Genomic DNA, 24,144 nt, shown 5'->3' with positions numbered 1-24,144 from the left:
CCGACAGCCTGAGTGCGCTGCATGCATCACGCCAGCGACATCCTGTTCACCCTGTTCATCGTGTTCGTCGCCGCGCAGATCGGCGGCGAGATCGCGCAGCGGCTGAAACTGCCCGGCGTGGTCGGCGAGATCGCCGCCGGCTGCGTGATCGGCCCTTCGCTGCTTGGCTGGATCACGCCCGAGCAGATCGCCACGGGTACGCCGCTGGACGTGCTGGCCGAGATCGGCGTGGTGCTGCTGCTGTTCTCGGTGGGCCTGGAAACACGACTGGAGGACCTCAAGAAAGTCGGCAAGGTGGCCTTCCTGGTCGGCGTGCTCGGTGTGCTGGTGCCGTTCGGCATGGGCAGCCTGTGGGCGCACGGCAGCGGCTTCGACTGGGACAAGTCGCTGTTCGTGGCCGCCGCCTTCGTCGCCACCTCGGCCGGCATCACCGCACGCGTGCTGCAGGAGCTGAATGCGCTGCAGCGCACCGAGAGCAAGGTGATCCTCGGCGCCGCGGTGATCGACGACATCCTCGCCATGCTGCTGCTCGGCGTGGTGGTGTCGCTGCAGGGTGGCGATGGTTTCAATCTCTCGCACCTGCTGCTGGTGCTGGCCGGCGCGATCGGCTTCATCGCCGTGGTCGGCCTGGGTGGCGCTCGCGTGATGCGCTGGAACTCCGGCTGGCTGGAAAAACCGCTGGCCCCGCATTCGCCGCTGATGATCGTGCTGGCGCTGTGCCTCGGGCTGGCCTACCTGTCCACGCTGTTCGGACTGGCGGCGATCATCGGCGCCTTCCTCGCCGGCATGATCGCCTCGGAAACGCGCCAGCAGCACACGCTGGAAAAGCAGACCATGCCGCTGCTCGCGCTGCTCACGCCGTTCTTCTTCGTGGTCACCGGCAGCAAGATCGACCTGCATGAGCTGGCCAACACCGATGCCCTGCTGATGCTCGCCGCAGTCACCGCGATCGCGATCGTCTCCAAACTCGCCGGCGGCTGGCTCGGTTCGCTGTCGCTGGGCAAGCGCAGCGCCACCATCATCGGCTTCGGCATGGTGCCGCGCGGCGAAGTCGGCGTGGTGATCGCCAGCCTCGGCCTCGCTGCCGGCGTCTTCAACAACCGTATCTACGCAATCATCGTGGCGATGTCGCTGCTCACCGCGATGGTGACGCCGCCGGTGCTGGCATGGCTGCTGAAGCGCAGTGGCAGTGGCGAAACCATCGATCAGCCACGCACCTGACGGAGTGCGTCAGTACGCCTGCTGCTCGCATGGCACTCCGATATTCACGCCGTCACCCCATCGACGCGCCGATGCTGCAGCCTTGGAAAGGCTAATCGTCCCGTGCGCCACCTTCGGCCCGGTACCTTGCGCATCGGGAACATCGTCATGGTCAGTCGCAGAAACACCGAAGATGGCGGACTGGAAACACCGCCGTGGGCGAACCTGGGTGCCGGCCTGATTACCGGCGCGGCCGACGACGACCCCAGCGGCATCGCCACCTACTCGCAGGTGGGTGCGGCGTTCGGCTACGGCATGCTGTGGTGCATCCTGCTGACCATGCCGCTGATGATCGCGATCCAGGCCATCAGTGCAGGCATCGGACGAGTCACCGGCAACGGCCTGATGAAGGGCATCCGCGCGCACTACCCCAGGACACTGGTATACGGGCTGGTCGTCTCCATCGTCGTGGCGAACGTGATCAATCTGGCGGCGGACATCGGCGCCATGGGTGCCGCGCTGAAGCTGCTGATCGGTGGCCCGGCGATGATCTACGCGGCAGTCTTTGCCGTGCTGTCGCTGGTGCTGCAGATCTTCATTCCTTTCACGCGCTATTCGCCGATTCTCAAGCTGCTCACGTTGAGCCTGTTCGCCTACGTGGCAACCGTGCTGGTGATCCATGTGCCATGGCCGACTGTGCTGAAGAGCATCGTGGTGCCGCCGATCACCTGGAATGCCAAATACGCCGTCGGCCTGGTCGCCCTGCTCGGTACCACGATCAGCCCCTACCTGTTCTGCTGGCAGGCGTCGCAGGAAGTCGAAGAGATCCGATCGAACAAGCGGCGAAAGTCGCTGAAGAAGGCACCGCTGCAGGCACCGAGCGCGTTGCGCCGCATCGGCATCGACACCGCGATCGGGATGATCTTCTCCAACCTGATCGCCTTCTTCATCATCCTCACCGCCGCCGTGGTGCTGCATGCCCACGGCAAGACCGACATCCAGTCGTCGTCCCAGGCCGCCGAAGCGCTGCGGCCACTGGCCGGCAAGCTGGCCTTCGCGCTGTTCGCCGCCGGCATCATCGGCACCGGCCTGCTGGCCGTGCCGGTACTGGCCGGTGCCACCGCCTATGCCGCGTCCGGTGCGTTCGGCCAGCGCAGCGGACTGGAGCACAAGCCGCAGAACGCCAGGTTCTTCTACGGCGTGCTGATCGTCGCCAGCCTTGCCGGCATCGCGCTGAACCTGACCCCGCTCGACCCGATCAAGGCGCTGTACTGGAGCGCCGTCATCAATGGCGTGGCGGCCGTACCGCTGATGATCGTGATGATGCTGATGGGTTCCAGTCGCAAGGTAATGGGCAAGTTCACCATGCCATGGCCATTGAAGCTGTTCGGCTGGCTCGCCACAGCCGCGATGGCGGCAGCGGCGGTGGTGATGTTCGTTACCTGGGGAGACTGAAGAACCAGCACGGGTCCACGTTCTTTTGGCGGCGAACTCGGAATATGCTGGGCTACGCTGGAATGGGCTTGAGGGGCTATAGGTGGATACAAAGAAAACCGTACTCATCGTCGATGACGATGCCCTGGTGCTGGAATCGATCGACCTGCATCTATCCGCAACCGGCGGCTTTCAGACCATCCGCGCCCTGGGCTCGGCGGGCGCCGCCAGCCATCTGCTGAATGCACGGAAGATCGACGTCATCGTGGCCGACGTCGTCCTGGCCGGCAGCCTGACCGGCATCGACATCAGCCGGAAAGCCATCGAGCATTACCCCGCCATCGCCGTGGTCGTGATCACCGCCGACCAGGAAGTGCATTGCGCGGACATCCCGGCGCGCGGCGTCTTCCTGCGCAAGCCGTTTGGTGGAGAACAGTTGCTGACGGCGATTGAGGAAGCATTGGGGCGTGTGGGCGGGAATTCGGCGTAAGGCCTGGATCAGGTTGCAAGGGGCGTGAATGATTCCGCGCCAGGCATCGAGAAATCACCTGCGAGCGCGTGGGCATGCCCTTTTCACGTCACCCGGGAAATACTCCCTCGCTGACCAGGCACCCGCGCAACGAAAATTCCGACGTTCCCTGGCCCCATCGAAAACCTTCAGGGCAATCAGACATGGGCAAGAAGCACCCGGCTCCTGCGCACCGCGACGAACGGCTGACCGGGTTGCGCAAGCTGAAAATGGCGAAGTCCGCGCACGCTTACGTACGCGGCAATACGGTCCAATTCTATGAATGGCTCGAGGCGTCGGACCGCGTGCTTCCCCATGGTCCTCCTGTGTGGATTTGTGGCGATTGCCACGTCAGCAACATCGGGCCGATCGCGGATGCGGACGGCAACATCAATGTTCAGATACGCGACCTGGACCAGACCGTCATTGGCAACCCCGCACACGACATCATCCGGCTTGGGGTTTCACTGGCGATGGCTGCGCGTGGATCCGATCTGCCAGGCGTCGTCACTGCGAAGATGATGGAACAGCTCATCGTCGGTTACGAAGTGGCGCTGAGCGCCGGGCCGGGCAGTCGCAAGACGATGCGGAAACGACCGGACACGATCCGGCTCGTCATGAAGCGTGCGATGCGGCGCAAGTGGCGGCATCTGGCCGCCGAGCGCATCGAGGGTCTTGAGCCCAATATCCCCTTGTCGAAAAAATACTGGCCGATTTCGGAATCCGAGCGGACCGAACTGAAGGCGCTCATGTCGACCGAGGAGGTTCGGGTACTCGCCACTTCCCTGATCCATCGCCACGCAAGGGATCAAGTGGAGATGCTGGATGCGGCTTACTGGGTCAAGGGCTGCAGTTCGCTGGGCCTTCTGCGGTATGCCGTCCTGCTCAGGGTGGGTGAGTCAAAGGACCCGGAGAGCAGTCTTTGCCTCATCGACGTCAAGGAAGCCGTCCGCTCCGCAGCTCCAAGGGCCAAAAGCGCCCGGATGCCCAAGGACAACGCATCGCGGATCATCCAGGGAGCACTCCATCTTGCGCCCAACCTCGGCGAACGAATGCTTGCCGGCCGCATTCAAGGCAAGGCTGTCTTTCTGCGGGAGTTGCTGCCGCAGGATCTGAAAATCGACCTCGATCATCTGAACCAGGATCAGGCGATGGAGGTAGCCGCATACCTCGGGAATGTCGTAGGTCGAGCGCATGCTCACCAGATGGAGAACGAAGATCGAGAACGATGGTTGCAGGAGCTGAGCCGCAATCGGCCCAAAACCATTGATACGCCGTCCTGGTTGTGGCGGAGCGTCGTGGAGCTCGTGAAAGCCCACGAAGGCGGCTACCTCGAACATTGCCGCCAGTTTGCAAACCTCCCCACCTGACCTGAATTCGCTCTGGCTGCCTAGTCATCTTTGCCCAGCGAACTGACGCCTCATCATCGAGCAAGTGGCTCAAATCCGGACGACACTCAGAATATTTCCCATCCGATCTATGGCCCAGCCGCGGTCAAGCCATACCTGGCGGCACGTGCCTCGATTTCCGGATCGAGTGCGTGCGCGGCGACCAAGTCGGCATGGCCCGCGTCCGTCTGACCACTGCGGATTTTTGCCAGACCGAGGCCATAGCGCGACCAAGCGGAATGCGGATTTTTCGCAAGGGTCTGTTCGTAGGCCTTGATCGATTCGGGATAATGCCCCAGCCGCAACTGGACCAGGCCGAGGCTGTCGAGGTAGGCCGGATCCCCCCCGTCGCGCTTGATCGCCTTGCGGCAATCCTTCAAAGCATCGTCGAGCATCTGGTTGCTCAGGCCACGCGCCCAACAGCGTTCGTTGAGTGTCAGGCCAAGCGTGGCGTCGTCGGGATGCAAACGGATCCAGTCGTCGAGGATGGGTAACGCCGCGGCAGGTCGACCGAGCCGGACATACAGGTTGGCAATTGCGTTTGCCTGCGTCGATCCGGCAGGCGCCAAGGCGCCCGCTGCCGTCGCGTCGGTCGTCGCACCTACGCGGTCCTTGTGCGCGAAGCGAAGTTCCGCACGCAGCAGCAGGGCATCGAGATTCTTCGGATCCAGGCCCAGCGATTTGTCCAGATCGGCCAGCGCCGCATCGGGCTGTTTGTCTGCCAAGTGGGCTCGCGCACGGGCCGCATAGTAAGTCGCCTGATCGGGTGCCATGTGGATTGCTTCGTCCAGGTCGGCCACGGCTGCCTTCGGTTCGCCGCGGGACAGGTGTGCTTCGCCACGCAGGGCGTAATCGGCCGCGGTCTTGGGTGCCTCGCCGTTGTTGTCCGCAGCAGCGCCGGCATCGGGTTTGTCGCTCGGCGCCTGGGCCAAGGAAAACACGCGCCCACCGTTGTAGGTGAAATAGACCTTCTTCTGGCTGTTGGCGATGAACATGTGGTGGGCAAGAAGAAAATCCACGCCGAGCAGCATGTCGGTTTCGCCGCCGCCAATGTCTCCGTCAATGACCTGCATCTGGCTGTGCTGGATGGTTTCCGTGCCGACCGAGAATGAATCAATGGGTGCTGTCCATGTCTTGACCGTCCTGGCGCCAATACCGAAGCCGTTGCCAGCCCCGACCTCGGACCCACTCAGGTCGATGCCCACCCGCTCGGCAGCGCGACGGGTGAGCAAGGTGGCATCCGCCCCTGAATCGAGCACCGCCCTCACCTTCTTGCCGTTTATCATCACTTTGAGAAAAGTGCGCCGATCATTCGGGTTCACGGCCGGCACGATATCGGCGACGTTGTAACCATCCTTGGACCAATACGCCAGCGCCAGTTTGTCGCAGTGTTCCGCACTAAACAGGGTCAACTTGCCATGGGCCAGATCGATTTCCAGATCGGCCAGATCGAGCAGGTTGGCGCCGAGCAATCCATGCCCTGTATCCGTGCCGCCGACGATGAAGCCGATATGTTTGAGCGTCGCACCGAGGATGCCGAATTCCTCGACCTGGGCGAACTCGACGGCCGCCGTGCCTCCGATACCGCTGATGCGATAACCAAACGGCGCCGGCCGCAGCTTGAGCCCCAGCGCCAGCGCATTGGCACGCGACATGGTGTCGAAGAAGGCCCCCGTGTCGATGATGAAGCGCGTGTCGTTCCCGTTGATCTTCACCATGGTCGTGGCCCGCCCGCCGACCATTTCGACCGGCAACGTGCCGTAGTCCTTCAGCTTGCAGCCGTCGGCCCAAGCCTGGCTTGCGAGCAAGGCACCGATGCCCAGACAACCCAAACGCAACATCCTCATCACCATTGCCCCCTTGGATGCCATGGCCGCGGAATGCAGGCGTGGCCGTCGAGCGCCGGTTTGCATGGGCGCTCCAGGCATAGTGGCGAAAACTCCAGAAACGCTCAAGGAGTGATTGGCAGTGAAGGACGGATGGGGCGAAACAGCCGGCCCTGGTTTCGACCCACGAGCGCAACCGATCCATCCGCAGCATCTTTCAGAAATTGTCTCCGACACTATTTTCTTACCCGGCGATCAACCGACGCGATACTGACCACCATCCACGACCATGGCCTGCCCGGTCATGAAGGCCGCATCGTCGCCGGTCAGGAACAGCACCGCTCCGGTGATGTCTTCGGGTTCGCCCAAGCGCTTGATCGCCTGCTGTTCCCAGGTCGAGCGCTTTTGCTCTTCCGATTGCGGTGCGGTCGCCAGGGTATTGATCAGCCCGGGCAATAATGCGTTCGCGGTAATGCCATCACTAGCGACATCGTTGGCCAACCCCCGCATGAATCCGACAATCGCCATTTTCGACGCGATGTAGTGACTCATGCCGGGTATGGCTAGACCCACCATGTTCGACGAGATACCGACAAAGCGACCCCACTTCCTCTTCCTCATCGCGGGCAGGAAATACTTCACGCTCAGGAAGTGCGAGTCCAGGTTCGTGGCCATCGTCCTGCGCCACGTCGGCAGATCCAGCTCGTCGATCAGCCGATTGGGGAAATAACCTGCGTTGTTCACGACGATATCGACGTCGCCGATCTCTCGGCTCTGCAGGAACACCGAACGCCAGTCCTCTTCCTGCGTCACATCGAGTTGCAGCGCGAATGCGTTCGAACCGATCTTGCTGACGGTTTCGTTGGGGGGCGTGAGATCGGTCGCGATCACCCGCGCCCCTCGTTTTGCCAAAGCCACGGCGATCGCCTGACCGATGCCCTGCCCCGCACCGGTCACCAGTGCGGTTCGTCCTTCGTGGGTTTGTGTCGAGCTGTTCATGACTCAGGCCTGCTGATGGATCAGGCTGTGCATCGTCAGCGGACCGCCGAACTGTTGCAGCAAACCGCCTTCTGCAAGACGACCAAGGATGATCGGACTGAAGCCCAGCAAGGTGGCGAGCGAGGCGACCTTCTCGTTGGCATCGGCGTGGTCGCCCGAGACGAAGATCGTGCGATGGCCCTCGCTCCGACGCGGCTCATCCGCGAGCACCGCTGCCGGTAGCGTGTTGAACGCCTTGACGACCTTGGCGTCCGTGAACTGCGCCGCCACGACCTGACTGGAGGGACGGCCGCCCAGATCCAGCGGCTTGAAGGCGGGAAACTCGATCGCGTTGGTGGCATCCACCACGATCTTGCCGGCCCAGTCACTGCGCAACTTGGCGATTTCTCCCGCCGCCCCGAACGGGACGGCGAGGATGATCACGTCCGCATCCAGTGCGTCGGTGGTTTCAGCGGCGCTTACGGCAGGAGCGAAGGCTTGCAGTGCATCCTCCAGCGAGGCTGGTCCGCGCCGATTGGCCATGACGGCCTTGATCTTGCTGCGGGCAAATTGTTTGGCGAGGGCGCCCCCAATGGCGCCCGACCCGATGATGGCGTAGCTCATGAGAGGTCTCCTGATGGACCAGGGATAGGATGGATGCGAGGGATCAACGCGACTTGCCGTCGAGGCTGAACCGGCCTGCGCCATTGACCGTCAGCAGCAGGAAGGCGCCGGTGATCGACACGTTCTTCATGAACATGATCATCTGGGTCTGATCGGCCAGGTGGGTATGGAACGTGAGTGCCGTCAACAAGGTAAAACCCGCGAGCAGGAACGCCGCTACGCGCGTCTTCCAGCCGAAGGCGACGGCCAGGCCGCCGAGAAGTTCGGTGGCAATCACCGCCGGTAGCAAGACGGCGGGAACGCCCATGGCGGACATGTAGGCCATGGTGGCGGCATAGGCACCGATCTTGCTCAGGCCAGAGAGCACGAACAACGATGACAGAAGGACGCGGCCGCCGAGTTCCGCAGCATCGCGAAGCATGGTGCTGGAAGACATGGTGTCCGCGCTGATTTTCGTGGAACCGGTTTTCGTGGAAGCAACAGTCGAAGCGTTCATGGCAATCTCCAGTGGGTTGGGTGAAACGGTGGAGACATACTAAGAATCCCGAATTGGTGGATAAATAGCCTTTCATGGCATTATTTATCCTACAAAACGGGATAATCTTATGGACCGATTTCTCTCGATGCAGGCGTTCTCGAAAGTGGTCGAGGCCGGCAGCTTCGTGCGCGGCGCCGAGAAGCTCGGCATGTCGACCACCTCGGTGTCACGGCTGATCGCCGAGCTCGAAGAGCATCTCGGCACACGTCTGCTGCAGCGAACGACGCGCCGGCTTCATCTGACGGACGCGGGCCACCGCTTCATCGAACGCGCGACGCAATTGCTGACCGATCTGCAGGAAGCGGAGGCCGAAGTCGGTTCGGCAACGACGACACCGCGAGGGCGGCTGCGCATCAGCGTGCCGCTCTCGTTTGGCGTTCGCCACCTGGCCGATCTGTTTCCCCGCTACCGCATGAAGTACCCCGAGGTGGAACTCGAAGTGCATGCCACGGATCGGCGCGTCGACCTGATCGAGGAAGGCTTCGATCTTGCCCTGCGCCTGTCGCTGGAGATTCCTCCCACCTATGTGGCACGTCCGCTGACCGTGGTGCGGCTGGTGGTTTGCGCAGCTCCTGACTATCTCAAGCGCCACGGTACGCCACGCACGCCGCAGGACCTGGCAGAACACAACTGCCTGACGCTGCCGAGCGGAGGGTTCGAGGGCCGCTGGCCGCTCGAAGGCGCGGACGGCGTCGTTACCGTTCGCGTTCGCGGGGACTTTCGTGCCGACAGCGGCGACCTGCTTCGCAGTGCCGCACTTGCAGCCCAAGGGATCATCATGCTGCCCACCTTCATCGTCGGCGAAGATCTCGCGCGTGGCGACCTGGTGCCGCTGCTACCGAAATGGCGACCGCCGCATACCGACGCCCTGATCATCTATCCGACTCGCCGATTCGTGTCCGCGAAGGTCCACACGTTCACGGAATTCCTGCAACAGGAGTTCGCCGGTGATCCGCCGTGGGACCGTTGGATGACTGCCCGGCATCACGGGGTTAAGCGACGGCCGAAGTCCTCGTCATAAAGGCTTGAACGCTGGAAAGAAGGATTACCTTGCCAGCTGCGTAGCGTCATCAGGCCCGGATGACGTAGCAGTCGAGCCCGGACAAGACGCGACAGCATGCAGGCTACCGGTAATGGCAGCCTGGTCTCTCCGGATACCTTGTTCTACCGCTGCCCACAACAATCCGCGAGCGGCGCAGTCGGCGCCATAATCGAAAAGCCGCTGCAAGCTCTGCGGACGGAAATCGGCGAAACTGTGGCCCGGATAGTCTGCGGGTATCACGGCAACCCGGAGCTGCATGTGATGCTCTCTGGTCACGCTGTCGACAAGGGCAATCGTTTCCTTCGTCTTGTACATCAGTTGCGCAGAAAAGCTCCTGCCGAGAAGTTCGAAGGTCTCGAGCGACGATTCATGAGGTGGGCTTGCCAGTTGGCTGTTGACGATCACATAAACGTTCGATCCGTTCAGTTGATCGAGACTCGTCGATACGACATCAGCGACCAGCGGAGTGATGAAAAAGGGCGTAGTCACGCTTCCATCCACATGCAGTTCGTCGTAAAGGTGAACCCCATCGCTGACGTGGATGATCACTGGCGGAAACATGCCTGGCACGCTCGCGGATGCGATGAGCACATCGCGAAATAGCTGCCTGGCCGCAAGGCCGCCATGCGCCGCAATGGCGCCCATATCCCAGAGCACTGTTTCCTGCTTGTCGAGATCGGTCGTGGCGACGATCAACTTTCGTCCCTTCGAGGTTTCGGCTGCCACGGCAGTGATCATCTGCGGTGTAACGAAGTGATCCACGAGCTCATAAAGCCGCCCGTTCTTTTTAATGCCGGAGGGAAAAAGAAGTCGCGCCAGAAAGCTCGACTTCGGTGAATGTATCAAGTAGCTCCGTTCACCTCCGAAGGCATCCTGCAATGCGGGGTCCCACGAGGAACCCAGAAACGCAAACGGAGCGATCAGCGCTCCGGCACTCACTCCGGTAACCAGCTGGAAATCCGGCCGCTGGTGCCCTCGCGTCATGCCGGCAAGGGCACCAGCACCAAACGCACCTCCGGATCCGCCTCCCGACAGCGCGAGAATATTTACCGGGCCGCCGTGCGCAGCCTGACGCAATCCCTGAATAATGCGCGGCGAAATGGTGGCGAAGCGGTGCCGATCCGTCGTGACGATACGTATGCCGGCATCGAAGCCGATAGGCGCGGCGTTCGAGATGAGTGTAGGGGGCGGCGGTTTGCGGCTTTGAGTGACACAACCGACCAGGGAAATCAGGCATACCAGGGAAAGAAGCGACTTGGCGATATGCATGGGATGTTCCTCGAACTTGCAACGCTGCCTTGCGAGCACGCCTTGTTAGTACATCCATTTCACAGCGAACAGCCTAGTGCACCGTCGCCGCCTTTTCATCCCAAAGAATCGCGTCAGTCAGGCAACTCTGATGCGGATAGTTTGAAATTCTTAAGGAAGCCGACTTCGCAGCTACCGGCGCGATCATCTTGCCGATGAAAACGCCGTTGCATCGTCGGCACTTGACGGAAGCCGCCTCGCCAACTCAGCGTGCAGAAAGTCGACGAAGCGGCGTACACGTGGCGGCTGAAAGACGTTCGGGTGGTACATCGCGTGGATGGGTGCGGGGGTAGACCATGCGGGTGCGTTGACGAGCATCAACCGACCTTCGCGTACATCCACCGCCACCGCCCAAAGCTGCCGGTAGGCGAACCCGCGACCGAGAACGGCCCACTTGCGTATGACTTCGCTGTCGGTGCACTCGTGATATCGCCGAACCCTCACGACGGCTTCCCCAAGACGCCACTCATTGCGTGGCCCGGCATTCGTGGTCAGTACCAGCGTCGGCAATTCGACGAGGTCCTCGGGGTGCTTCGGCATTCCATACGTTGCGATACATGTTGGCGAAGCACAGACCACGCGCCAGCTATCCGCAAGATGACGCGCGACGAGATCGCTGTCCTCCAGTGGACCGACGCGGATGGCTACGTCGATATCATCCGGCACGAAACGCGAGAGCGAATCCGATAGCGTCAGGACCATGCGCACCTCCGGGTAGAGACCCATGAAACTGTCGAGGATGTCGACCAGCAGGTTGCGCCCCAGATCGGAAGGCGCCGACACGCGCAGCGTCCCGCTTACGCCATCGGTACCGCTGTGAACCGCGCGCTCGGCCTCCCTCATGGTTTCGATGGCGACCCGACAGGACGCGATGTAGATGCGCCCCTCGTCGGTCAGGCGCAATTGACGACTCGTGCGTTCGAAGAGCCGCGCGCCGAGCATGGCCTCGACCCGTTGCAGACAGGCACTGGCGGCGGCAGGCGAGAGCCCTGCCCGGCGCCCGGCAGCCGACAGGCTGCTGAGATCGGCCGCATCGACGAGGAGCTGCATATCGTTGAGGCGGTTCATGGGGTCAGATCCCAGGCGCAGGAGGTACAGGCGCGATCATCTTCAAATAAAATTTGAAGATCAATAAAAATCGAAGCCTATTATCAAAATGGGAAGCAAGGGAGACGATGCCACTCACCCCCACACCCGAGGTATCGCCATGTCACGCATAAAACTCCTGCTGCTCGCCACCCTCCTCACCCCTCTGATCGCATCGCCGATCCCGGCCGCCGCGGCCACCCAGGACACGGCGATGAAACACAGTGAAAGTGCCGGCGATCACGCGATGGTGCCCAAGGCACTGATCGGCGCCTGGACCCTCGTCCGCTGCGACAATGTCTACCCGGATGGTCACCGCGTCGAGCTGTACGGTCCCCACCCGGAGGGCATGTGGCTTATCGATGCACAGGGCGACTACATGCTGCAGATCGTGCGGGCGAAGCGGATGCCATTCGCAGCGAACGACAAATCCAGGGGAACCCCGGACGAGTACCGTGCCGCCTCGATGGACAGCAATGCCCACTTCGGCCACGTCAGTGCCGACGCCAAGGTCATGCACAGCCAGATCCTGCACGCCTCGTTCCCGAACTGGGACGGCAAGAGCGGTGACACGAATTACACCATCGTCAACGATGAACTGACCTATCGCGTGGCCAAGCCGTCGAGCGGTGCGGCCGAGGGGGCGCATGGTGAGGTGGTGTGGCGGCGCGTTCGGTCGTAGTGGCTGAGCCAAAGGATGATGACGGGACACCAGGGATGGTCTGAATAACCCGTCATCCCAGCTTTCGCTGGGATGACGAGCAAAATCAGAGGTTCCCAAGAGGATCGCGGTGGCTGTCCCATCGGGCGTACTGCACCTCCCCTCTCAGCGAGCGCCCACGGGCATGTACAACGCACTTGGATGCTTGGCGTCGTGGTACAGCGTGATGGTTGCGGTACGTGCATCCTTACCCGACTCTTCAGCTACGACGCCGCCACTGTTGTAGTTCTTCTCGAAGAACTTCGAATTCACCGGGCCGATGGCAAGTCGCAGCCTGCTGCCCTTGCCGATACGTCGTGCAATGAAGTGGAAACGATCGAAGTCGTAGCGTTCGACCACTCCCGGCTTGACTGGCATGGGCTTGCGGAGATCTTCGCGGTAGCGCGCTCGGAGTATTTCCGAATCCAGTTCGATGCTGCTGCCATCGGGCCGAATTTCGTAAAGGTAGGCGGCAATGTCGGTATCGGGTTGATCCAGTGCCAGCCACAGGCTCAGTTTCGGAAAACCTGCGAATCCCTCAGCCTTGGCAAAGGGCGGTGTGTGATAGACCAAGACTTTTCCGGAGGCGGCAATCAAGCCGCTCTGATCGGTCATGTCGGGATCGCTGGTTTCAGACCTGTCCCAGGCTGCAAAAGTCGTATCCCGCGGGTCATCGACATACTGGTCGGGTTTCGCCACAGCACCGGGCGCCGTGTCCATCAGCTCTCCCGAGGCGAATACACCGTTGCTGCCGTTGCCCCGCGACGTCAGGTACATCGGGTGGAACGTGGATGTGATGGCATCCAGCGAGTCCGCGTAGCGCCATTCTCCGCTGTCGTCGCCCAGCATGTAGTAGGCGACCTTGTCCTTGAGGAAGGCCGGCTTGGCGCCGCCCTTGAGCGTCCAGTCATACCAGCCCAGATGCAACCGGTTCAGATCGACGAGGCTTGCCGGGCCAAACTTGACGCCGGCATATTCTGCTGTAGGGGTGCGCGTGCCCGCGTGATCCCATGGGCCGATGATCAGGTAATGCTTGTCCTTGGCCGATACTGAGCCGTAACGGAAGTGGTCGCGGTAAAACGACAACGCTCCTGGCTGGTCGTCGTCGTACTGGCCGGTGATGGTCAGGATCGGCAGATCGATTTTTGCAAACTGTCGCGGCGTGGGACTGTAGCTGTCCCAGTAGGCATCGGGTTCCGGATGCCTGAGCCAGGTCTGGAATGTCGGCGAGGGGTTGCCGACGATGGCGTCGAGTTCGCGGAAAGGACGCATGTTCGCGTGCATCTCGCCAAACATGGACGACCAGAAAGCGCTGTCGTCGAAGATGGCGTCTTGCGCGGTACGCCCGCTGGTCAGCGTTATCCACTGCATGTCGTACGAGTAGTAGATGTTCTGCAGGAATGGGAAATCGATGCTCGGGCGAGGAGACGCCACCGGCACGAGCGAGGCCAGATGCGGTGGGAATTCCTTGGCCGTGGCCCATTGATCGTAGCCGGCATACGAACCGCCCCACATGGCAACTTTTCCATTGCAATAGGGTTGTCTGGCCAGCCACTCGACAATATCAAAGCCGTCCTTGGCCTCTTGCAGGAGCGGTGTGAACGCGCCTTCGGAGTTGCCGCGTCCTCGCACATCGATGGTCAGGAAGACGTAGCCATGTGCTGCAAAATAGGCACCGCGCTCGTGATACAGCTGCGAAACATACGGTGTGAGAGTGAAGACGCAGGGCAGCGGGGTGCGTTGGTCGTGAGGCTGATAGAGCGTCGCATTGAGCTTGATGCCATCGCGAAGGGGAATTTTCTCGCCCCAGTGAAAGTCGATCGGATCGCCGTGGGTACTGGCCGATACGGCGGCATGCACCGGAGATGAAAGCAGCAACACCGACAACAGGACAACGCTGCGTACAGACATGTCTGCACTCCTTGTTGGGTAAGAAGAAATGGAGGGAACGGGCGACGTCCCCACGAACGCCCCCGAAAGCTGCACATACTTCAACAAGGTCCGGACCGGTTTTCGTCCGAACGTGCCGGATCGGACGTCTAGGCAGGCGATTCGTTCGAAAAGACGAGATGGCTGCGGCGATACTGGCTGGGCGTGCGATCCGTCATCCGCTTGAAAACGGTATTGAAGGTGGACTTGCTGCCGAAACCGCAGGCCAGTGCCACCTCCAGAATCGTCCGTTTGTCGGTGGGGTCGGCAAGGCAGCATTCTGCCGCTGCAACGCGGAACCCGTTGACGAACTCGAAGAAGTTCTGGCCCAGACCCTGATTGAGGGCCTGGGAAATATAGTTCGGGGACCATCCACTGCGTTCGCTCAATGCCTGCAAGTCAAAGTGGTTGTCCGCATACAGATGCTCGCAACGCATCAGTTGCTGCAACTCCCCGGCAATCTGCGCGCACTGGACGGGGTCTACCCCGGAACGGGCATATGCCGTGGCAGGGCTCTCCGGGTCGGCGACCGTCAGCTCCGTCAAGCCGGGCGATAGCAGGACACGCTGGCGCAGCCCGAACCATGCAAGCACACACAGCGTCACCGTCGTCGCGCAACCGAGCATGGGGCCAAACCATGCGTTTTCTTCCATGCCGGTAACAGTGGGAATCCGGTCGATGGCAACCAGAGCCCAGATGATGCCGACCAGGGCAAGCAGGCGGCGCAACCAGGTCAGGCGCAGGGCCACCTCATCGGCATTAGCCTGCTCGAGCAACGGACGCGCCTGATAGGTGCGATGCACGGCAAGACCGAGATAGATCATCCCCTGCAACACCCAGGCGCTATAGACGAACCGGACCAGCAGCAGGCCCGTCGGCCATCGATCGAAAGCGACCACCGCGTTGCCTGCCGAAACGAGAAGCACCAAGGCAAAGGGCACCAGATGCCAAAGTCCCCTCCCGTGACGGCTGGACGGGAGAGAGGTCAGCGCAACCGCGTAGCCATAGAGCAGCGGACCGAGCAGGTAGCCAAGCGGCACATTGACCGCATGCAGCCACCTGACGGTTTCGACAGACAGGACGTCACGCCAGCCGCCAAGAGCCATGCCAATCACGCTGTCGACCGCCAGGCAAGCGAAGTAGGCAGCGAGATGCAGCGACACTCTCATATGCGTGGAGCCGAAGGCGAGTGCCACTGCCAGCGCAGTCAGTCCCAGCGTCACGGCAGAACACGCAAAATCCAGCAAGTCCGGCGAAGTCACGGGCGCACTACCTGGCCAAGTTCGGCGTCCAGTGTCCACGATTCAGCATGGCTATGCCATGTCTGCAAGCGCCTGCCACCTTCGCTACAGCAACTGTCAAGCTTCGCCGGTCAAGCTGATCATGACCTGCTGCCCATCATCGCCATCGCGTTGACCATGAAGAATGGTGCCACGGACAGTTTCAACGGAATAACTAAAAATTGTCCCTGACACCTTTTCACTATCACACCGTTCACTACGAAGAGCGCCGCACGGAGAAACAGCCGCTGGGCGACTACCTCATTTGAATCGGCCTAAGACTTGAAGCGATCCGACGAACTGAGCAAAGGCGCCACGCGCCGCGGGTCGGCTTTCCAGGCAACCGTCGTGGCCAGGTTATTTCCGATGTTCAGGCATTGGTCCGCAATCGCTGCCACGCCCGGCCTGTGCGACACGACGATCAGGATCGTGTGCGGCAGGCGGCGTTTCAGCGCTGAAAGAACTTCGATCTCGGAGGTGGTGTCGAGCGCGCTCGTGGCCTCGTCGAGCAAGGCGAGGAAAGGCTGTCGCAGGATGACCTGGGCCAGCAGCAGCCGCTGCAACTCGCCTCCGGAAAGCCGGCTCGACGAGCTGTGCAAGGCGGTGTCGAGTCCGTGCTGCGACTTCGCCAGCCGACTGTCGAGGCCGACGTCGATCAGCGCACTCCGCAACATCTCGTCCGTGGCTTCAGGCGCCGCCCACAACAGGCACTCACGTACAGAATGCTGCCAGGGTCGGACATTCTGGCTGACATAGGCGCCATGCCGCACAAGCTGGCGGTACTCGTCAAAACCGATAGGTCGTTCACCCACGCGTGCCGCAAAAGTCTCAGGCGTCATCATGCCCGCCAGGACGTCGATCAGACTGCTTTTGCCGATGCCGGAGTCACCGGAAATCAAGGTCAGGTCGCCGGGCGCCAGAACCAGGTCGCCGACATCGAGTCCGTTGGCTGGCGGTATCAGCCGCATCCGTTCGATATGCAGCGCACCGCCGGAGGTCGCCGTGCGTGAGGACGCCACGGATGGCTGAGCCGACGCCAGAGTCATGTACCGCCGCCACAGTTCGAATGCCGGAGCGGCCGAGCGCAGCTGCTGAAAACTCTGCCGGGTTGACACCAGATAAGGTAGCAAGCGCCCGAGCAGCAGGCACACCGCGATAAGCGAGGACTGATCGATCCCGTGCCAGCGATGGGCGAGCACGAAGAGTGCCGCGATCCCGATCGCCGCCAGCAGCTCGAGCACCAGCCGCCCGGAGGCCACCAGCTCCAGCTGACGTCGGTAACCGTGACACAGCCGGGCGGAAATGGCGCCGTAACTGGCTTTCTCCGCATCTTCCTTCTCGAACGAGCGGACGTGGCGCAGGCGTCGTGGAAAATCCTCGCTGTGCCAGAACAGTCGTGTCATGTCCACGACGTACTGACGGCCGACCAGCGATTGCTCGCGGCCATAGGCACGCGACGCGATCAGCCCCAAACCCGCGAGCAGCGGTGCCGCCAGCATCAGTGGCGGCGATACCCAGAACGCGAACCCGAGACTGACAGCAGCGGTGAGGCCGGCGATCAGCAATTGCTGCAGGGCGCTGAAACCCTGGACGATGAGCTCGACGTTGTGGGTGAGGACGTTGGCGATTTCCGCGGACGTCGAATCCGCCAGCGACGTCAAGGGAGCCTCGATCAGGCGCGCATGAACACGGCGGCGCAGGCTCATGCCGTAACGACCTACCAGGCGCGCTCCCAGGCGCGCTGCCTGCCAACGCAACAAGGCGAAGGCCACCATCGCGGCGGCGAAGATGGCCGCCTGCATGTCGACGCTGCGACCTGCGTCGAACAGCACGCTGCCGAACGGCAGCGTGTGCCCCGGCTGGACCAGCGGTACCAGCAATACCGCCGCAAGGCTGCCGACAAACGCCGCACCCAACGACAGCACGACATACGCCGCCGTTTCCGCCAGCTCGACGCCCGTAAGCGTGCGCGCCAGCGAACGCAGCAGATCGTGGGCTCGGTCAGGTGCTGGCGACGGCTCGCCCGGCATCTTTACGAACTCGCGCCGCTGGCCGGCAGCATCGGCCGCGGCTTCGATGGCACTTCATGGCGATTCAGAACGGCGTTGCTCCCGGGCCGGATTTCCCATGTCGGTAAGTGCGGCCGGCAGAAGAAAAGGTTGCGCGCCGCCGTCCCTGGCGATCGGTGGCAACGGTCGAGCAGTGACGTGGCGCTTCCATCCGGCGTCTCACCGTCGACCGTCGCTCCTCCGGGATCGAACCTGCTTACGGCGTCTTGCCTGCCTGCAGGTGCTGCACGATGGCCAGCGACCGTTTCACATGCTCGTCCGGCCGGAGATGATCCGTCTCCGAGGAAAGCGTGGCGACGATCTTGCCGTCGCGGGCGATGACGAAGGTCGTGCGGGGGATGAACGCATGATCGATCGCCACGCCGCGCACATCGTTCATGCCCGGCTGCGCCGCGACAGCCTTCAGGTCATAGGAAAGCGCGACCTTGACGTCAGCATCGGAGGCGACCGGAAACTTGCCGGCGCAGTACTTCGGGTCCGCCGAGAAGGCGTTGAGGCGCTCGATGTTGTCGGCCGACACGCCGATGATGGTCGCACCGGCCGCGTCGAACTTGTCCCGGTTGGCCGCAAAGGTATGCGCTTCGAGATCGCAGCCTCCCGTATAGGCCGACGGATAGAAGTACACCACTACCGGTCCCTTCTTGAGGGCGTCGGCAAGGGAGAAAGTGAAAACCTTGCCCGCCTGGCTGGCCTGGGCCGTGAATGTCGGTGCCATGACACCCGGCTCGAGTGCGGCAAAAGCCGGCAGTGCCGAAGCCAGCGCCACCAGCGCACCCAGTGCCATCGATCCTGCAAAACGCTTTTTCATTGCTGTGACCCTCATGGAGGAGCATCGACCCGGCATGGAACACCTCCGTGCCTCGGTCCGCTGCCCGTTTGACGTTGAACTACCCCGGATTCTTCCGAGGTCCCGACACGCGAGAGTGTGAGACGCCCACGGCGACTATGCCACCTGCTCCGATACTCCGAAGTTCTTCGCCGCTGGCATGCCCATCGTTACCTGCCGGATGCGGTGCAACTGCCTGAATCGTTTGCGGCCAACAATGCCTCATTGCAGACGGCCTCTTTCTCCAATGTGGCACAGGACGCGGCGAGCAGCGACATCAGTCGAGAAGCCGGTGCAGCGCGTCGACGGAATCCCGTGGGTGACGCCCGCGGCGCAGCTGGTGGACACCCACTTCCAGCAGTCGCTGTTCGAAGCGATGCCAGCCTGGCTGTCCGGAAGCATACGACTGATCGGCGCGTAGCCGTGCGGCGACTTCATCACGAGGAACAGGACTCAACAAGACATCCGGATCGTCGGCCGATTGGCTGGAAACGAACACCGCGCCGACCAGCTCCAGCGGAGCCGCCGCAAGCTGGCCATGGCCTAGCCGCAAGTCGGCCTCGAACTTCTCGACTCCGCTGCGGCGGCGGATGACGGGCGCCTGGCTGATCCAGCGCGTGGCCTTGTCGTCGTCGATGAAGCGCAACGCATCGGCCTGCACGTGCAGGTAATTGGCGACGCCGGTGGCGAGCAGGCTCTCCGGCTGCACGAAGACCGCGTCTTCGGCGAGAAAATCCAGGCCCTGCAACAAGCTGTGCAAGACCAGGGTCGATTTGCCCGAGCCGCTGGCCCCCAGCAACAGGATGCCGCGCCCCTGCCGGCCGACGCAGGCGCCATGCAGGGGGACCAGGCCCAGTCCGCGCGTCGCCAGGGTGAAGACGGCAAATTCGATGAGTTCGTAGCGCAGATGGTAAGGATGGCTGAGCGTGTCCTCCGAGGCCACCACCAGGGCGCGGCGCTGTTCGGGCGCCAGGACCACATAGTTCGACGCATCCATCACGCCGCAGAGCAGGCCCGCACCGGATTGCACCCGCACCGGTGGCGGCTCGACGGTATTCGGCAAAACCTGCCACGGCAGCAGACGCAGCTCGATACGGAACTCCGGTGCGTCCATCGGCAGATGGTGCGACGGCAGGCCTGCATAGGCGTCCTCGACCAGATCCAGCAGCGCTTCGCTGGTGCTTTCGAAGCGGAAACATCCGCCCAGGATCTGCCGGCACACCGAATAGCGGCGGCCGGCCGGCCACTCGCAAAAAGGATCCGCACCGGCGTCTGCAACGCCGGCGCGGAAGCCAAGGCCATCGTCGTCGATCAAAAGTTTCAGCCGTCTGATTGCCGGGTACCGTACTGCGCGGATACGAAGGGGATTGGCCCGTAGGTGCCGCATCGGCAGGAAAAGGTTGCGTCGATGGCCGTTTGCGGCGCACGGCATCCGACTATTTTTCGCACGAGGCAACCGAAGCCGGCCACCGGGGCACTCACGTCCAGTCAACGTTGATCGTTGGAGCCGGCGCGCCGGCCCGGCGCCGATGCGCTGTCGAAGCTTGCCCTACGGCTTACGAGACCCTTCGCGATGCTGAATATCCAGGTTGGCCACTCCTACTTCCTTAGTTACGACCGGAAGCAGTGGGAACGCGGCAAGCCCTATCCACCGCTCGCCACGATCCAGATTGCCGCCCTGCTGAGGGAAATGGGACACGCCACCAGCCTGTTCGACGCGATGCTGGCCGACGGCGTCGAGGACTATCAGGCGTCCCTGCACACCGCACGGCCGGATGTGGTCGTCCTCTACGAGGACAACTTCAACTACCTGACCAAGATGTGCCTCGGCCGCATGCGCGACGCGGCCTGCCAGATGATCGCCGAGGCACGTACCCACGGCGCCCGGGTGATCGTTGCGGGCTCCGATGCGTCCGACCATCCGGATGCCTTTCTCGCGGTGGGCGCCGATGTCGTGCTGATCGGCGAAGGCATTGCAGCCCTGGTCGAATTGATCGAACGGCTGGACCGTGACCCGGAAATCGATACCCGGGACTGGACCTCCGGCATCGCCGGCATCGCGACGCTGGTGGATGGACGGATACAGCTGATGCGCCTGGGCGCACAGCCGCCGGATCCGCGACTGACCGGCCGACCCGCCTGGGACCTGGTCGACATCGAACGCTATCGGGCGATGTGGCTGGAACGGCATGGCTACTTCAGCCTCAACATGGCGGCGTCGCGCGGCTGCCCTTTTCGCTGCAACTGGTGCGCCAAGCCGATCTGGGGCAACCACTACAAGCAGCGCGGCCCGCAGGACATCGCGGCGGAGATGACCTATCTGAAACAGACGTTCCGGCCCGATCACATCTGGCTGGCCGACGACATCTTCGGCTTCCACGTCGACTGGGTCACGGAGTTTGCCGGGCACCTGCGCGCTGCCGACGGTTCGGTGCCATTCACCATCCAGACCCGCGCCGACCTGATCAGCGAGCGCATGGCCAGCGCGCTCGAGCAAGCCGGGTGCGCGGAGGCCTGGATCGGTGCGGAGAGCGGCAGCCAGCGCGTACTGGATGCAATGACCAAGGGCACCAAGGTCGCCGATCTGATCGCTGCCCGCATGCGACTGGGCGAGCACGGCATCCGCGTGGGCTTCTTCATCCAGCTCGGCTATCTGGGCGAGCATCTGGCCGATCTGCTGGCCACCCGCGAACTGGTCACACAGGCTGCGCCGGACGACATCGGCGTCAGTGTTTCCTATCCGCTGCCCGGCACGAAATTCTACGAGCGGGTCAAGGCCCAACTTGGCGCAAAGACGAACTGGCAGGACAGCGGTGACCTGGCCATGATGTTTCGTGGCGCCTACGACTCGGATTTCTATCGCCGTGTGCGCGACCTGCTGCATGAGCAAGTCACCCTGCAGCAATCGAAGGCCACCACGGAACCGGAGCGCCATCGCCACGAATGTGCTGCGCTCGATGCGCGATGGCATGCGCTGATCGCCTGTGAGCAGGCGCATCGTAACGAAGACGCCACGGCACCGCTCGGCACGGAACAAGACAATCCCCAGGCGCTGCGCCATGCTGCCACCGCTCAAAACCGTTAGGGACGGCTTGCGCCGCGCCACTGAAGCACTTGCCATCGAGCTGGTGCAGCCGGGCAGCGCAACGCCAGAGTGGAGCGCTCTCGAGTGGCGGCTGGCCGCGGCTGCCGCCGCCGCCCACGGCGTGTCACCACTGCTGTGCAAGTCTTCCCTCTGGCAAAACCCGGAATGGCGGCAGTTTCTGGAGAGCCAGCGCGAACATGTCGAGCTTCGCCATCGACGCATCGCGTCATTGCTGGAGCGCATCGACACCTGCGCAAGCGCCACCGGGCTGGCCATCGTTGCCCTGAAGGGTTCCGCGTTGCACGCGATGGGAATCTACGTGCCGGGCGAGCGCCCGATGGCCGACATCGACCTGCTGGTCCGCGAGGAAGATGCCGGGCCGGTGATCCGGTTGCTGAAGGACCTGGGCTACGTGGAGTCGTTCGTCGCGTGGAAGCATAGGGTGTTCAAGCCTGCGACTGGCAGGCCTCCCATGGGGCTGGGCGAACACCGCGACACCCCGGTCAATATCGAGTTGCACACGCGCATCCAGGAACGTCTGCCGGTATCGGCGATCGACATCACCGAGCGGATCTATCCTCGTGAGCCTTTGCCCGGCCTGAATCCATATCCGTCGAACGGCGCCTTGATGAACCATCTGCTGCTGCATGCGGCAGGCAACATCTGTGGCCGCAGCCTGCGCCTGTTGCATTTGAACGACATCGCGCTGCTGGCCACGCGCATGACCGCAGGCGACTGGAACGTCCTGTGGGATGAGCATGCCGCCGATGCTCCCTGGTGGGCGTTGCCGCCGTTGCGCCTGCTCGCGCGCTACTACCCGAGTGCGATTCCCGACGCCGTGTTCGCCCAGCTTGAGCGCGACTGCCACCCTCTGCTGCGGACCATCTCGCGTCATCAGACGTTGACCCAGGTTTCGTGTTCGGAACTTTGGCTGCACGCGCTCGCCGGCATCGAATGGGCCCGCTCCCTCCACGAAGTGGGGCACTACGTCAGGAATCGTGTCAGGCCTCCGCAGGAAGCCGTCAAGGAGCGTGCCGACATGGTACGGACACAGTTGTGGCTGCAGGGACAAAGCTGGGTCAGGCAGAAACAGGGGCGGCGCATCCTGACCCTGCTCACCCGACAGGTACCGCGAATGGACACGCTGTACGTGGTGCGCGCGGCATTGGAAATTCCGGCTTCCGTGACTTAGGGGGAACCTCGAATAACTCGGTTTTTGCTCGTCATTCCAGCGAAAGCTGGAATCCAGCGACTTCAAGTCCTTGAACAGCCAAGGCACTGGATTCCAGCTTTCGCTGGAATGACGGATGTCGAGGCTTCCATAGACCTGTCCGCAAACAATCCGGACGCAATCGGGAGAGAGAGGGGCGATGAGCACGCAGCACGCTTGCCCAGCCACCGAGGATCCATCGCTGTCAGGCATCCGCTTGCGATGCCCCCGGTGCGGAACCGGTATCGATGCATTGGAATGCCCTGCGTGCGGGTTTGCCATCGTGATCGACGACGGCCTCGCGCATGCGCTGCCACCGGAGTCGATCGCGCACCATGCCCGCTTCATGGGGGATTACGAGCGGATACGGGAGTCGGAAGGTCGCGGCAGCGAAAGCGCAGACTTCTACCTCGCCCTTCCCTACCGGGATACGTCGGGCAGGAACCGCGGACAGTGGCAGATGAGGGCTCGCAGCTACGATTACCTCGTCCGGTATCTGCTCGATGGCATCGAATGTGGCGGCAGGATTCTGGACCTCGGTGCGGGCAACTGCTGGATGAGCTATCGCCTGGCACTCGCAGGGTATCGACCTTGCGCGGTGGACCTGCTCACCAACGAACACGACGGACTGGGAGCCGCCCGGCATTACCGGACGCGCCTGCCGAAACTCTTTTCACGTTTCCAGGCCGATATACGTCGTCTTCCGTTTGCGGACGAACAGTTCGACGCTGCCGTGTTCAACGCCTCGTTTCACTACGCCGAAGATTACGAGGCCAGCCTGCGCGAGACGATGCGCTGCGTGAGAACGGGTGGCATGGTGATCATCAGCGATACGCCGTGGTACACCCGGGAGGAAAGCGGCAGGCAGATGCTCGCCGAGCGTCGCGCGGCCTTTCTGCAGAGTCATGGCATAGCTGCCGATTCCATCGCCGCCCTTGCCTACCTTACCGACGAGCGCCTGCGCAGGATGGAAACCGCGCTGTCGATCCACTGGGACGTGCATCGTCCGTGGTATGGCCTGCGTTGGGCCATGCGCCCTCTCGTGGCGAGACTTCGTGGCAGGAGGGAACCTTCGAAATTTCGCCTTTACGTAGCCCGCAAAGGCGCTTGATC

20 protein-coding genes are annotated in these 24,144 nt (G+C 62.5%); 9 read left to right on the top strand and 11 right to left on the bottom strand.

All coding sequences use genetic code 11. The annotated features are described in order from the left end of the window. Nucleotides 1–21: 21 nt before the first annotated feature. From ACYVKM_RS08540 to ACYVKM_RS08525, 4 genes are all read left to right on the top strand, one after another. Nucleotides 22–1,221: a cation:proton antiporter gene (locus tag ACYVKM_RS08540; protein WP_460877172.1), complete on the top strand. Its 1,200-nt coding sequence runs from the start codon at nt 22–24 to the stop codon at nt 1,219–1,221. A gap of 147 nt (nt 1,222–1,368) precedes the next feature. After that, nucleotides 1,369–2,655, top strand: coding sequence for an NRAMP family divalent metal transporter (locus ACYVKM_RS08535; protein WP_460877171.1), 1,287 nt, complete (start codon nt 1,369–1,371; stop codon nt 2,653–2,655). Nucleotides 2,656–2,737: 82 nt separating this feature from the next. Further along, a complete protein-coding gene (locus tag ACYVKM_RS08530; RefSeq protein ID WP_460877170.1) occupies nt 2,738–3,124 on the top strand; it encodes a response regulator in 387 nt (128 codons plus the stop codon). Nucleotides 3,125–3,306: 182 nt separating this feature from the next. Next, nucleotides 3,307–4,512, top strand: a complete 1,206-nt coding sequence (locus tag ACYVKM_RS08525; RefSeq protein ID WP_460877169.1) for a DUF2252 family protein — start codon at nt 3,307–3,309, stop codon at nt 4,510–4,512. Between the two features lie 107 nt (nt 4,513–4,619). Here the strand turns inward: ACYVKM_RS08525 and ACYVKM_RS08520 are convergent, their stop codons facing one another. The 4 genes from ACYVKM_RS08520 to ACYVKM_RS08505 form a co-directional block, all read right to left on the bottom strand. Beyond that, entirely contained in the window at nt 4,620–6,371 is a 1,752-nt protein-coding gene (locus ACYVKM_RS08520; RefSeq protein WP_460877168.1) for an aspartyl protease family protein, read from the bottom strand. A 240-nt stretch (nt 6,372–6,611) separates the two neighbouring features. Then, nucleotides 6,612–7,355 (bottom strand): SDR family NAD(P)-dependent oxidoreductase, encoded by a 744-nt coding sequence (locus ACYVKM_RS08515; RefSeq protein WP_460877167.1) that lies wholly within the window; start codon nt 7,353–7,355, stop codon nt 6,612–6,614. Nucleotides 7,356–7,358: 3 nt separating this feature from the next. After that, a complete protein-coding gene (locus tag ACYVKM_RS08510; protein WP_460877166.1) occupies nt 7,359–8,042 on the bottom strand; it encodes an NADPH-dependent F420 reductase in 684 nt (227 codons plus the stop codon). After that, entirely contained in the window at nt 8,002–8,394 is a 393-nt protein-coding gene (locus ACYVKM_RS08505; protein WP_460877165.1) for a DoxX family protein, read from the bottom strand. The genes ACYVKM_RS08510 and ACYVKM_RS08505 overlap by 41 nt, the downstream gene beginning before the upstream one ends. Nucleotides 8,395–8,581: 187 nt before the next feature. On the opposite strand from ACYVKM_RS08505, the gene ACYVKM_RS08500 reads away from it, so the two are divergent. After that, complete coding sequence (locus tag ACYVKM_RS08500; protein WP_460877164.1) at nt 8,582–9,517, top strand: LysR family transcriptional regulator; 936 nt, start codon at nt 8,582–8,584, stop codon at nt 9,515–9,517. A 24-nt stretch (nt 9,518–9,541) separates the two neighbouring features. On the opposite strand, the gene ACYVKM_RS08495 is transcribed toward ACYVKM_RS08500, so the two are convergent. After that, the gene (locus tag ACYVKM_RS08495; protein WP_460877163.1) at nt 9,542–10,807 is read right to left on the bottom strand and encodes a patatin-like phospholipase family protein; all 1,266 of its coding nucleotides are present in this window, start codon (nt 10,805–10,807) and stop codon (nt 9,542–9,544) included. Between the two features lie 183 nt (nt 10,808–10,990). Further along, nucleotides 10,991–11,914 carry a LysR family transcriptional regulator gene (locus tag ACYVKM_RS08490; protein ID WP_460877162.1) on the bottom strand — a complete coding sequence of 308 codons (924 nt, stop codon included), beginning with the start codon at nt 11,912–11,914 and terminating at the stop codon, nt 10,991–10,993. 139 nt (nt 11,915–12,053) lie between these two features. Here ACYVKM_RS08490 and ACYVKM_RS08485 point away from each other — a divergent pair, with 139 nt between their 5' ends. Continuing rightward, entirely contained in the window at nt 12,054–12,614 is a 561-nt protein-coding gene (locus ACYVKM_RS08485) for a lipocalin-like domain-containing protein (RefSeq protein ID WP_460877161.1), read from the top strand. Between the two features lie 144 nt (nt 12,615–12,758). Here the strand turns inward: ACYVKM_RS08485 and ACYVKM_RS08480 are convergent, their stop codons facing one another. The 5 genes from ACYVKM_RS08480 to ACYVKM_RS08460 all read right to left on the bottom strand — a co-directional run bounded on the left by ACYVKM_RS08480 (nt 12,759) and on the right by ACYVKM_RS08460 (nt 20,051). Continuing rightward, nucleotides 12,759–14,543, bottom strand: a complete 1,785-nt coding sequence (locus ACYVKM_RS08480) for a CocE/NonD family hydrolase (protein ID WP_460877160.1) — start codon at nt 14,541–14,543, stop codon at nt 12,759–12,761. Between the two features lie 128 nt (nt 14,544–14,671). Next, nucleotides 14,672–15,823, bottom strand: coding sequence for a helix-turn-helix domain-containing protein (locus tag ACYVKM_RS08475; protein ID WP_460877159.1), 1,152 nt, complete (start codon nt 15,821–15,823; stop codon nt 14,672–14,674). A gap of 293 nt (nt 15,824–16,116) precedes the next feature. Then, nucleotides 16,117–17,871 (bottom strand): ATP-binding cassette domain-containing protein, encoded by a 1,755-nt coding sequence (locus ACYVKM_RS08470; protein WP_460877158.1) that lies wholly within the window; start codon nt 17,869–17,871, stop codon nt 16,117–16,119. Nucleotides 17,872–18,106: 235 nt separating this feature from the next. Then, entirely contained in the window at nt 18,107–18,694 is a 588-nt protein-coding gene (locus tag ACYVKM_RS08465; RefSeq protein ID WP_460877157.1) for a peroxiredoxin, read from the bottom strand. Between the two features lie 319 nt (nt 18,695–19,013). After that, nucleotides 19,014–20,051 (bottom strand): serine kinase, encoded by a 1,038-nt coding sequence (locus ACYVKM_RS08460; protein ID WP_460877156.1) that lies wholly within the window; start codon nt 20,049–20,051, stop codon nt 19,014–19,016. A gap of 258 nt (nt 20,052–20,309) precedes the next feature. On the opposite strand from ACYVKM_RS08460, the gene ACYVKM_RS08455 reads away from it, so the two are divergent. From ACYVKM_RS08455 to ACYVKM_RS08445, 3 genes are all read left to right on the top strand, one after another. Next, nucleotides 20,310–21,821, top strand: a complete 1,512-nt coding sequence (locus ACYVKM_RS08455; protein WP_460877155.1) for a B12-binding domain-containing radical SAM protein — start codon at nt 20,310–20,312, stop codon at nt 21,819–21,821. Continuing rightward, on the top strand, nt 21,796–23,013 hold the full coding sequence (locus ACYVKM_RS08450) for a nucleotidyltransferase family protein (protein WP_460877154.1): 1,218 nt from the start codon (nt 21,796–21,798) through the stop codon (nt 23,011–23,013). Before ACYVKM_RS08455 ends, ACYVKM_RS08450 begins: the two co-directional genes overlap by 26 nt. Nucleotides 23,014–23,191: 178 nt before the next feature. Beyond that, nucleotides 23,192–24,142, top strand: a complete 951-nt coding sequence (locus ACYVKM_RS08445) for a methyltransferase domain-containing protein (protein WP_460877153.1) — start codon at nt 23,192–23,194, stop codon at nt 24,140–24,142. Nucleotides 24,143–24,144 lie beyond the last annotated feature (2 nt).

Source organism: Rhodanobacter koreensis, assembly GCF_054782855.1.
The sequence above is the reverse complement of the archived record's forward strand: the minus strand, read 5'-3'. Positions and strand labels throughout refer to the sequence as shown.

Coding starts and splice junctions, on each gene's coding strand:
- ACYVKM_RS08540 (WP_460877172.1), top strand. CDS start 22: ATGCATCACGCCAGCGACATCCTGTTCACCCTGTTCATCGTGTTCGTC.
- ACYVKM_RS08535 (WP_460877171.1), top strand. CDS start 1,369: ATGGTCAGTCGCAGAAACACCGAAGATGGCGGACTGGAAACACCGCCG.
- ACYVKM_RS08525 (WP_460877169.1), top strand. CDS start 3,307: ATGGGCAAGAAGCACCCGGCTCCTGCGCACCGCGACGAACGGCTGACC.
- ACYVKM_RS08520 (WP_460877168.1), bottom strand. CDS start 6,371: ATGTTGCGTTTGGGTTGTCTGGGCATCGGTGCCTTGCTCGCAAGCCAG.
- ACYVKM_RS08515 (WP_460877167.1), bottom strand. CDS start 7,355: ATGAACAGCTCGACACAAACCCACGAAGGACGAACCGCACTGGTGACC.
- ACYVKM_RS08510 (WP_460877166.1), bottom strand. CDS start 8,042: ATGGCGCAGGCCGGTTCAGCCTCGACGGCAAGTCGCGTTGATCCCTCG.
- ACYVKM_RS08505 (WP_460877165.1), bottom strand. CDS start 8,394: ATGTCTTCCAGCACCATGCTTCGCGATGCTGCGGAACTCGGCGGCCGC.
- ACYVKM_RS08500 (WP_460877164.1), top strand. CDS start 8,582: ATGCAGGCGTTCTCGAAAGTGGTCGAGGCCGGCAGCTTCGTGCGCGGC.
- ACYVKM_RS08495 (WP_460877163.1), bottom strand. CDS start 10,807: ATGCATATCGCCAAGTCGCTTCTTTCCCTGGTATGCCTGATTTCCCTG.
- ACYVKM_RS08490 (WP_460877162.1), bottom strand. CDS start 11,914: ATGAACCGCCTCAACGATATGCAGCTCCTCGTCGATGCGGCCGATCTC.
- ACYVKM_RS08485 (WP_460877161.1), top strand. CDS start 12,054: ATGTCACGCATAAAACTCCTGCTGCTCGCCACCCTCCTCACCCCTCTG.
- ACYVKM_RS08480 (WP_460877160.1), bottom strand. CDS start 14,543: ATGTCTGTACGCAGCGTTGTCCTGTTGTCGGTGTTGCTGCTTTCATCT.
- ACYVKM_RS08470 (WP_460877158.1), bottom strand. CDS start 17,871: ATGCCGGGCGAGCCGTCGCCAGCACCTGACCGAGCCCACGATCTGCTG.
- ACYVKM_RS08465 (WP_460877157.1), bottom strand. CDS start 18,694: ATGGCACTGGGTGCGCTGGTGGCGCTGGCTTCGGCACTGCCGGCTTTT.
- ACYVKM_RS08455 (WP_460877155.1), top strand. CDS start 20,310: ATGCTGAATATCCAGGTTGGCCACTCCTACTTCCTTAGTTACGACCGG.
- ACYVKM_RS08450 (WP_460877154.1), top strand. CDS start 21,796: ATGCTGCCACCGCTCAAAACCGTTAGGGACGGCTTGCGCCGCGCCACT.
- ACYVKM_RS08445 (WP_460877153.1), top strand. CDS start 23,192: ATGAGCACGCAGCACGCTTGCCCAGCCACCGAGGATCCATCGCTGTCA.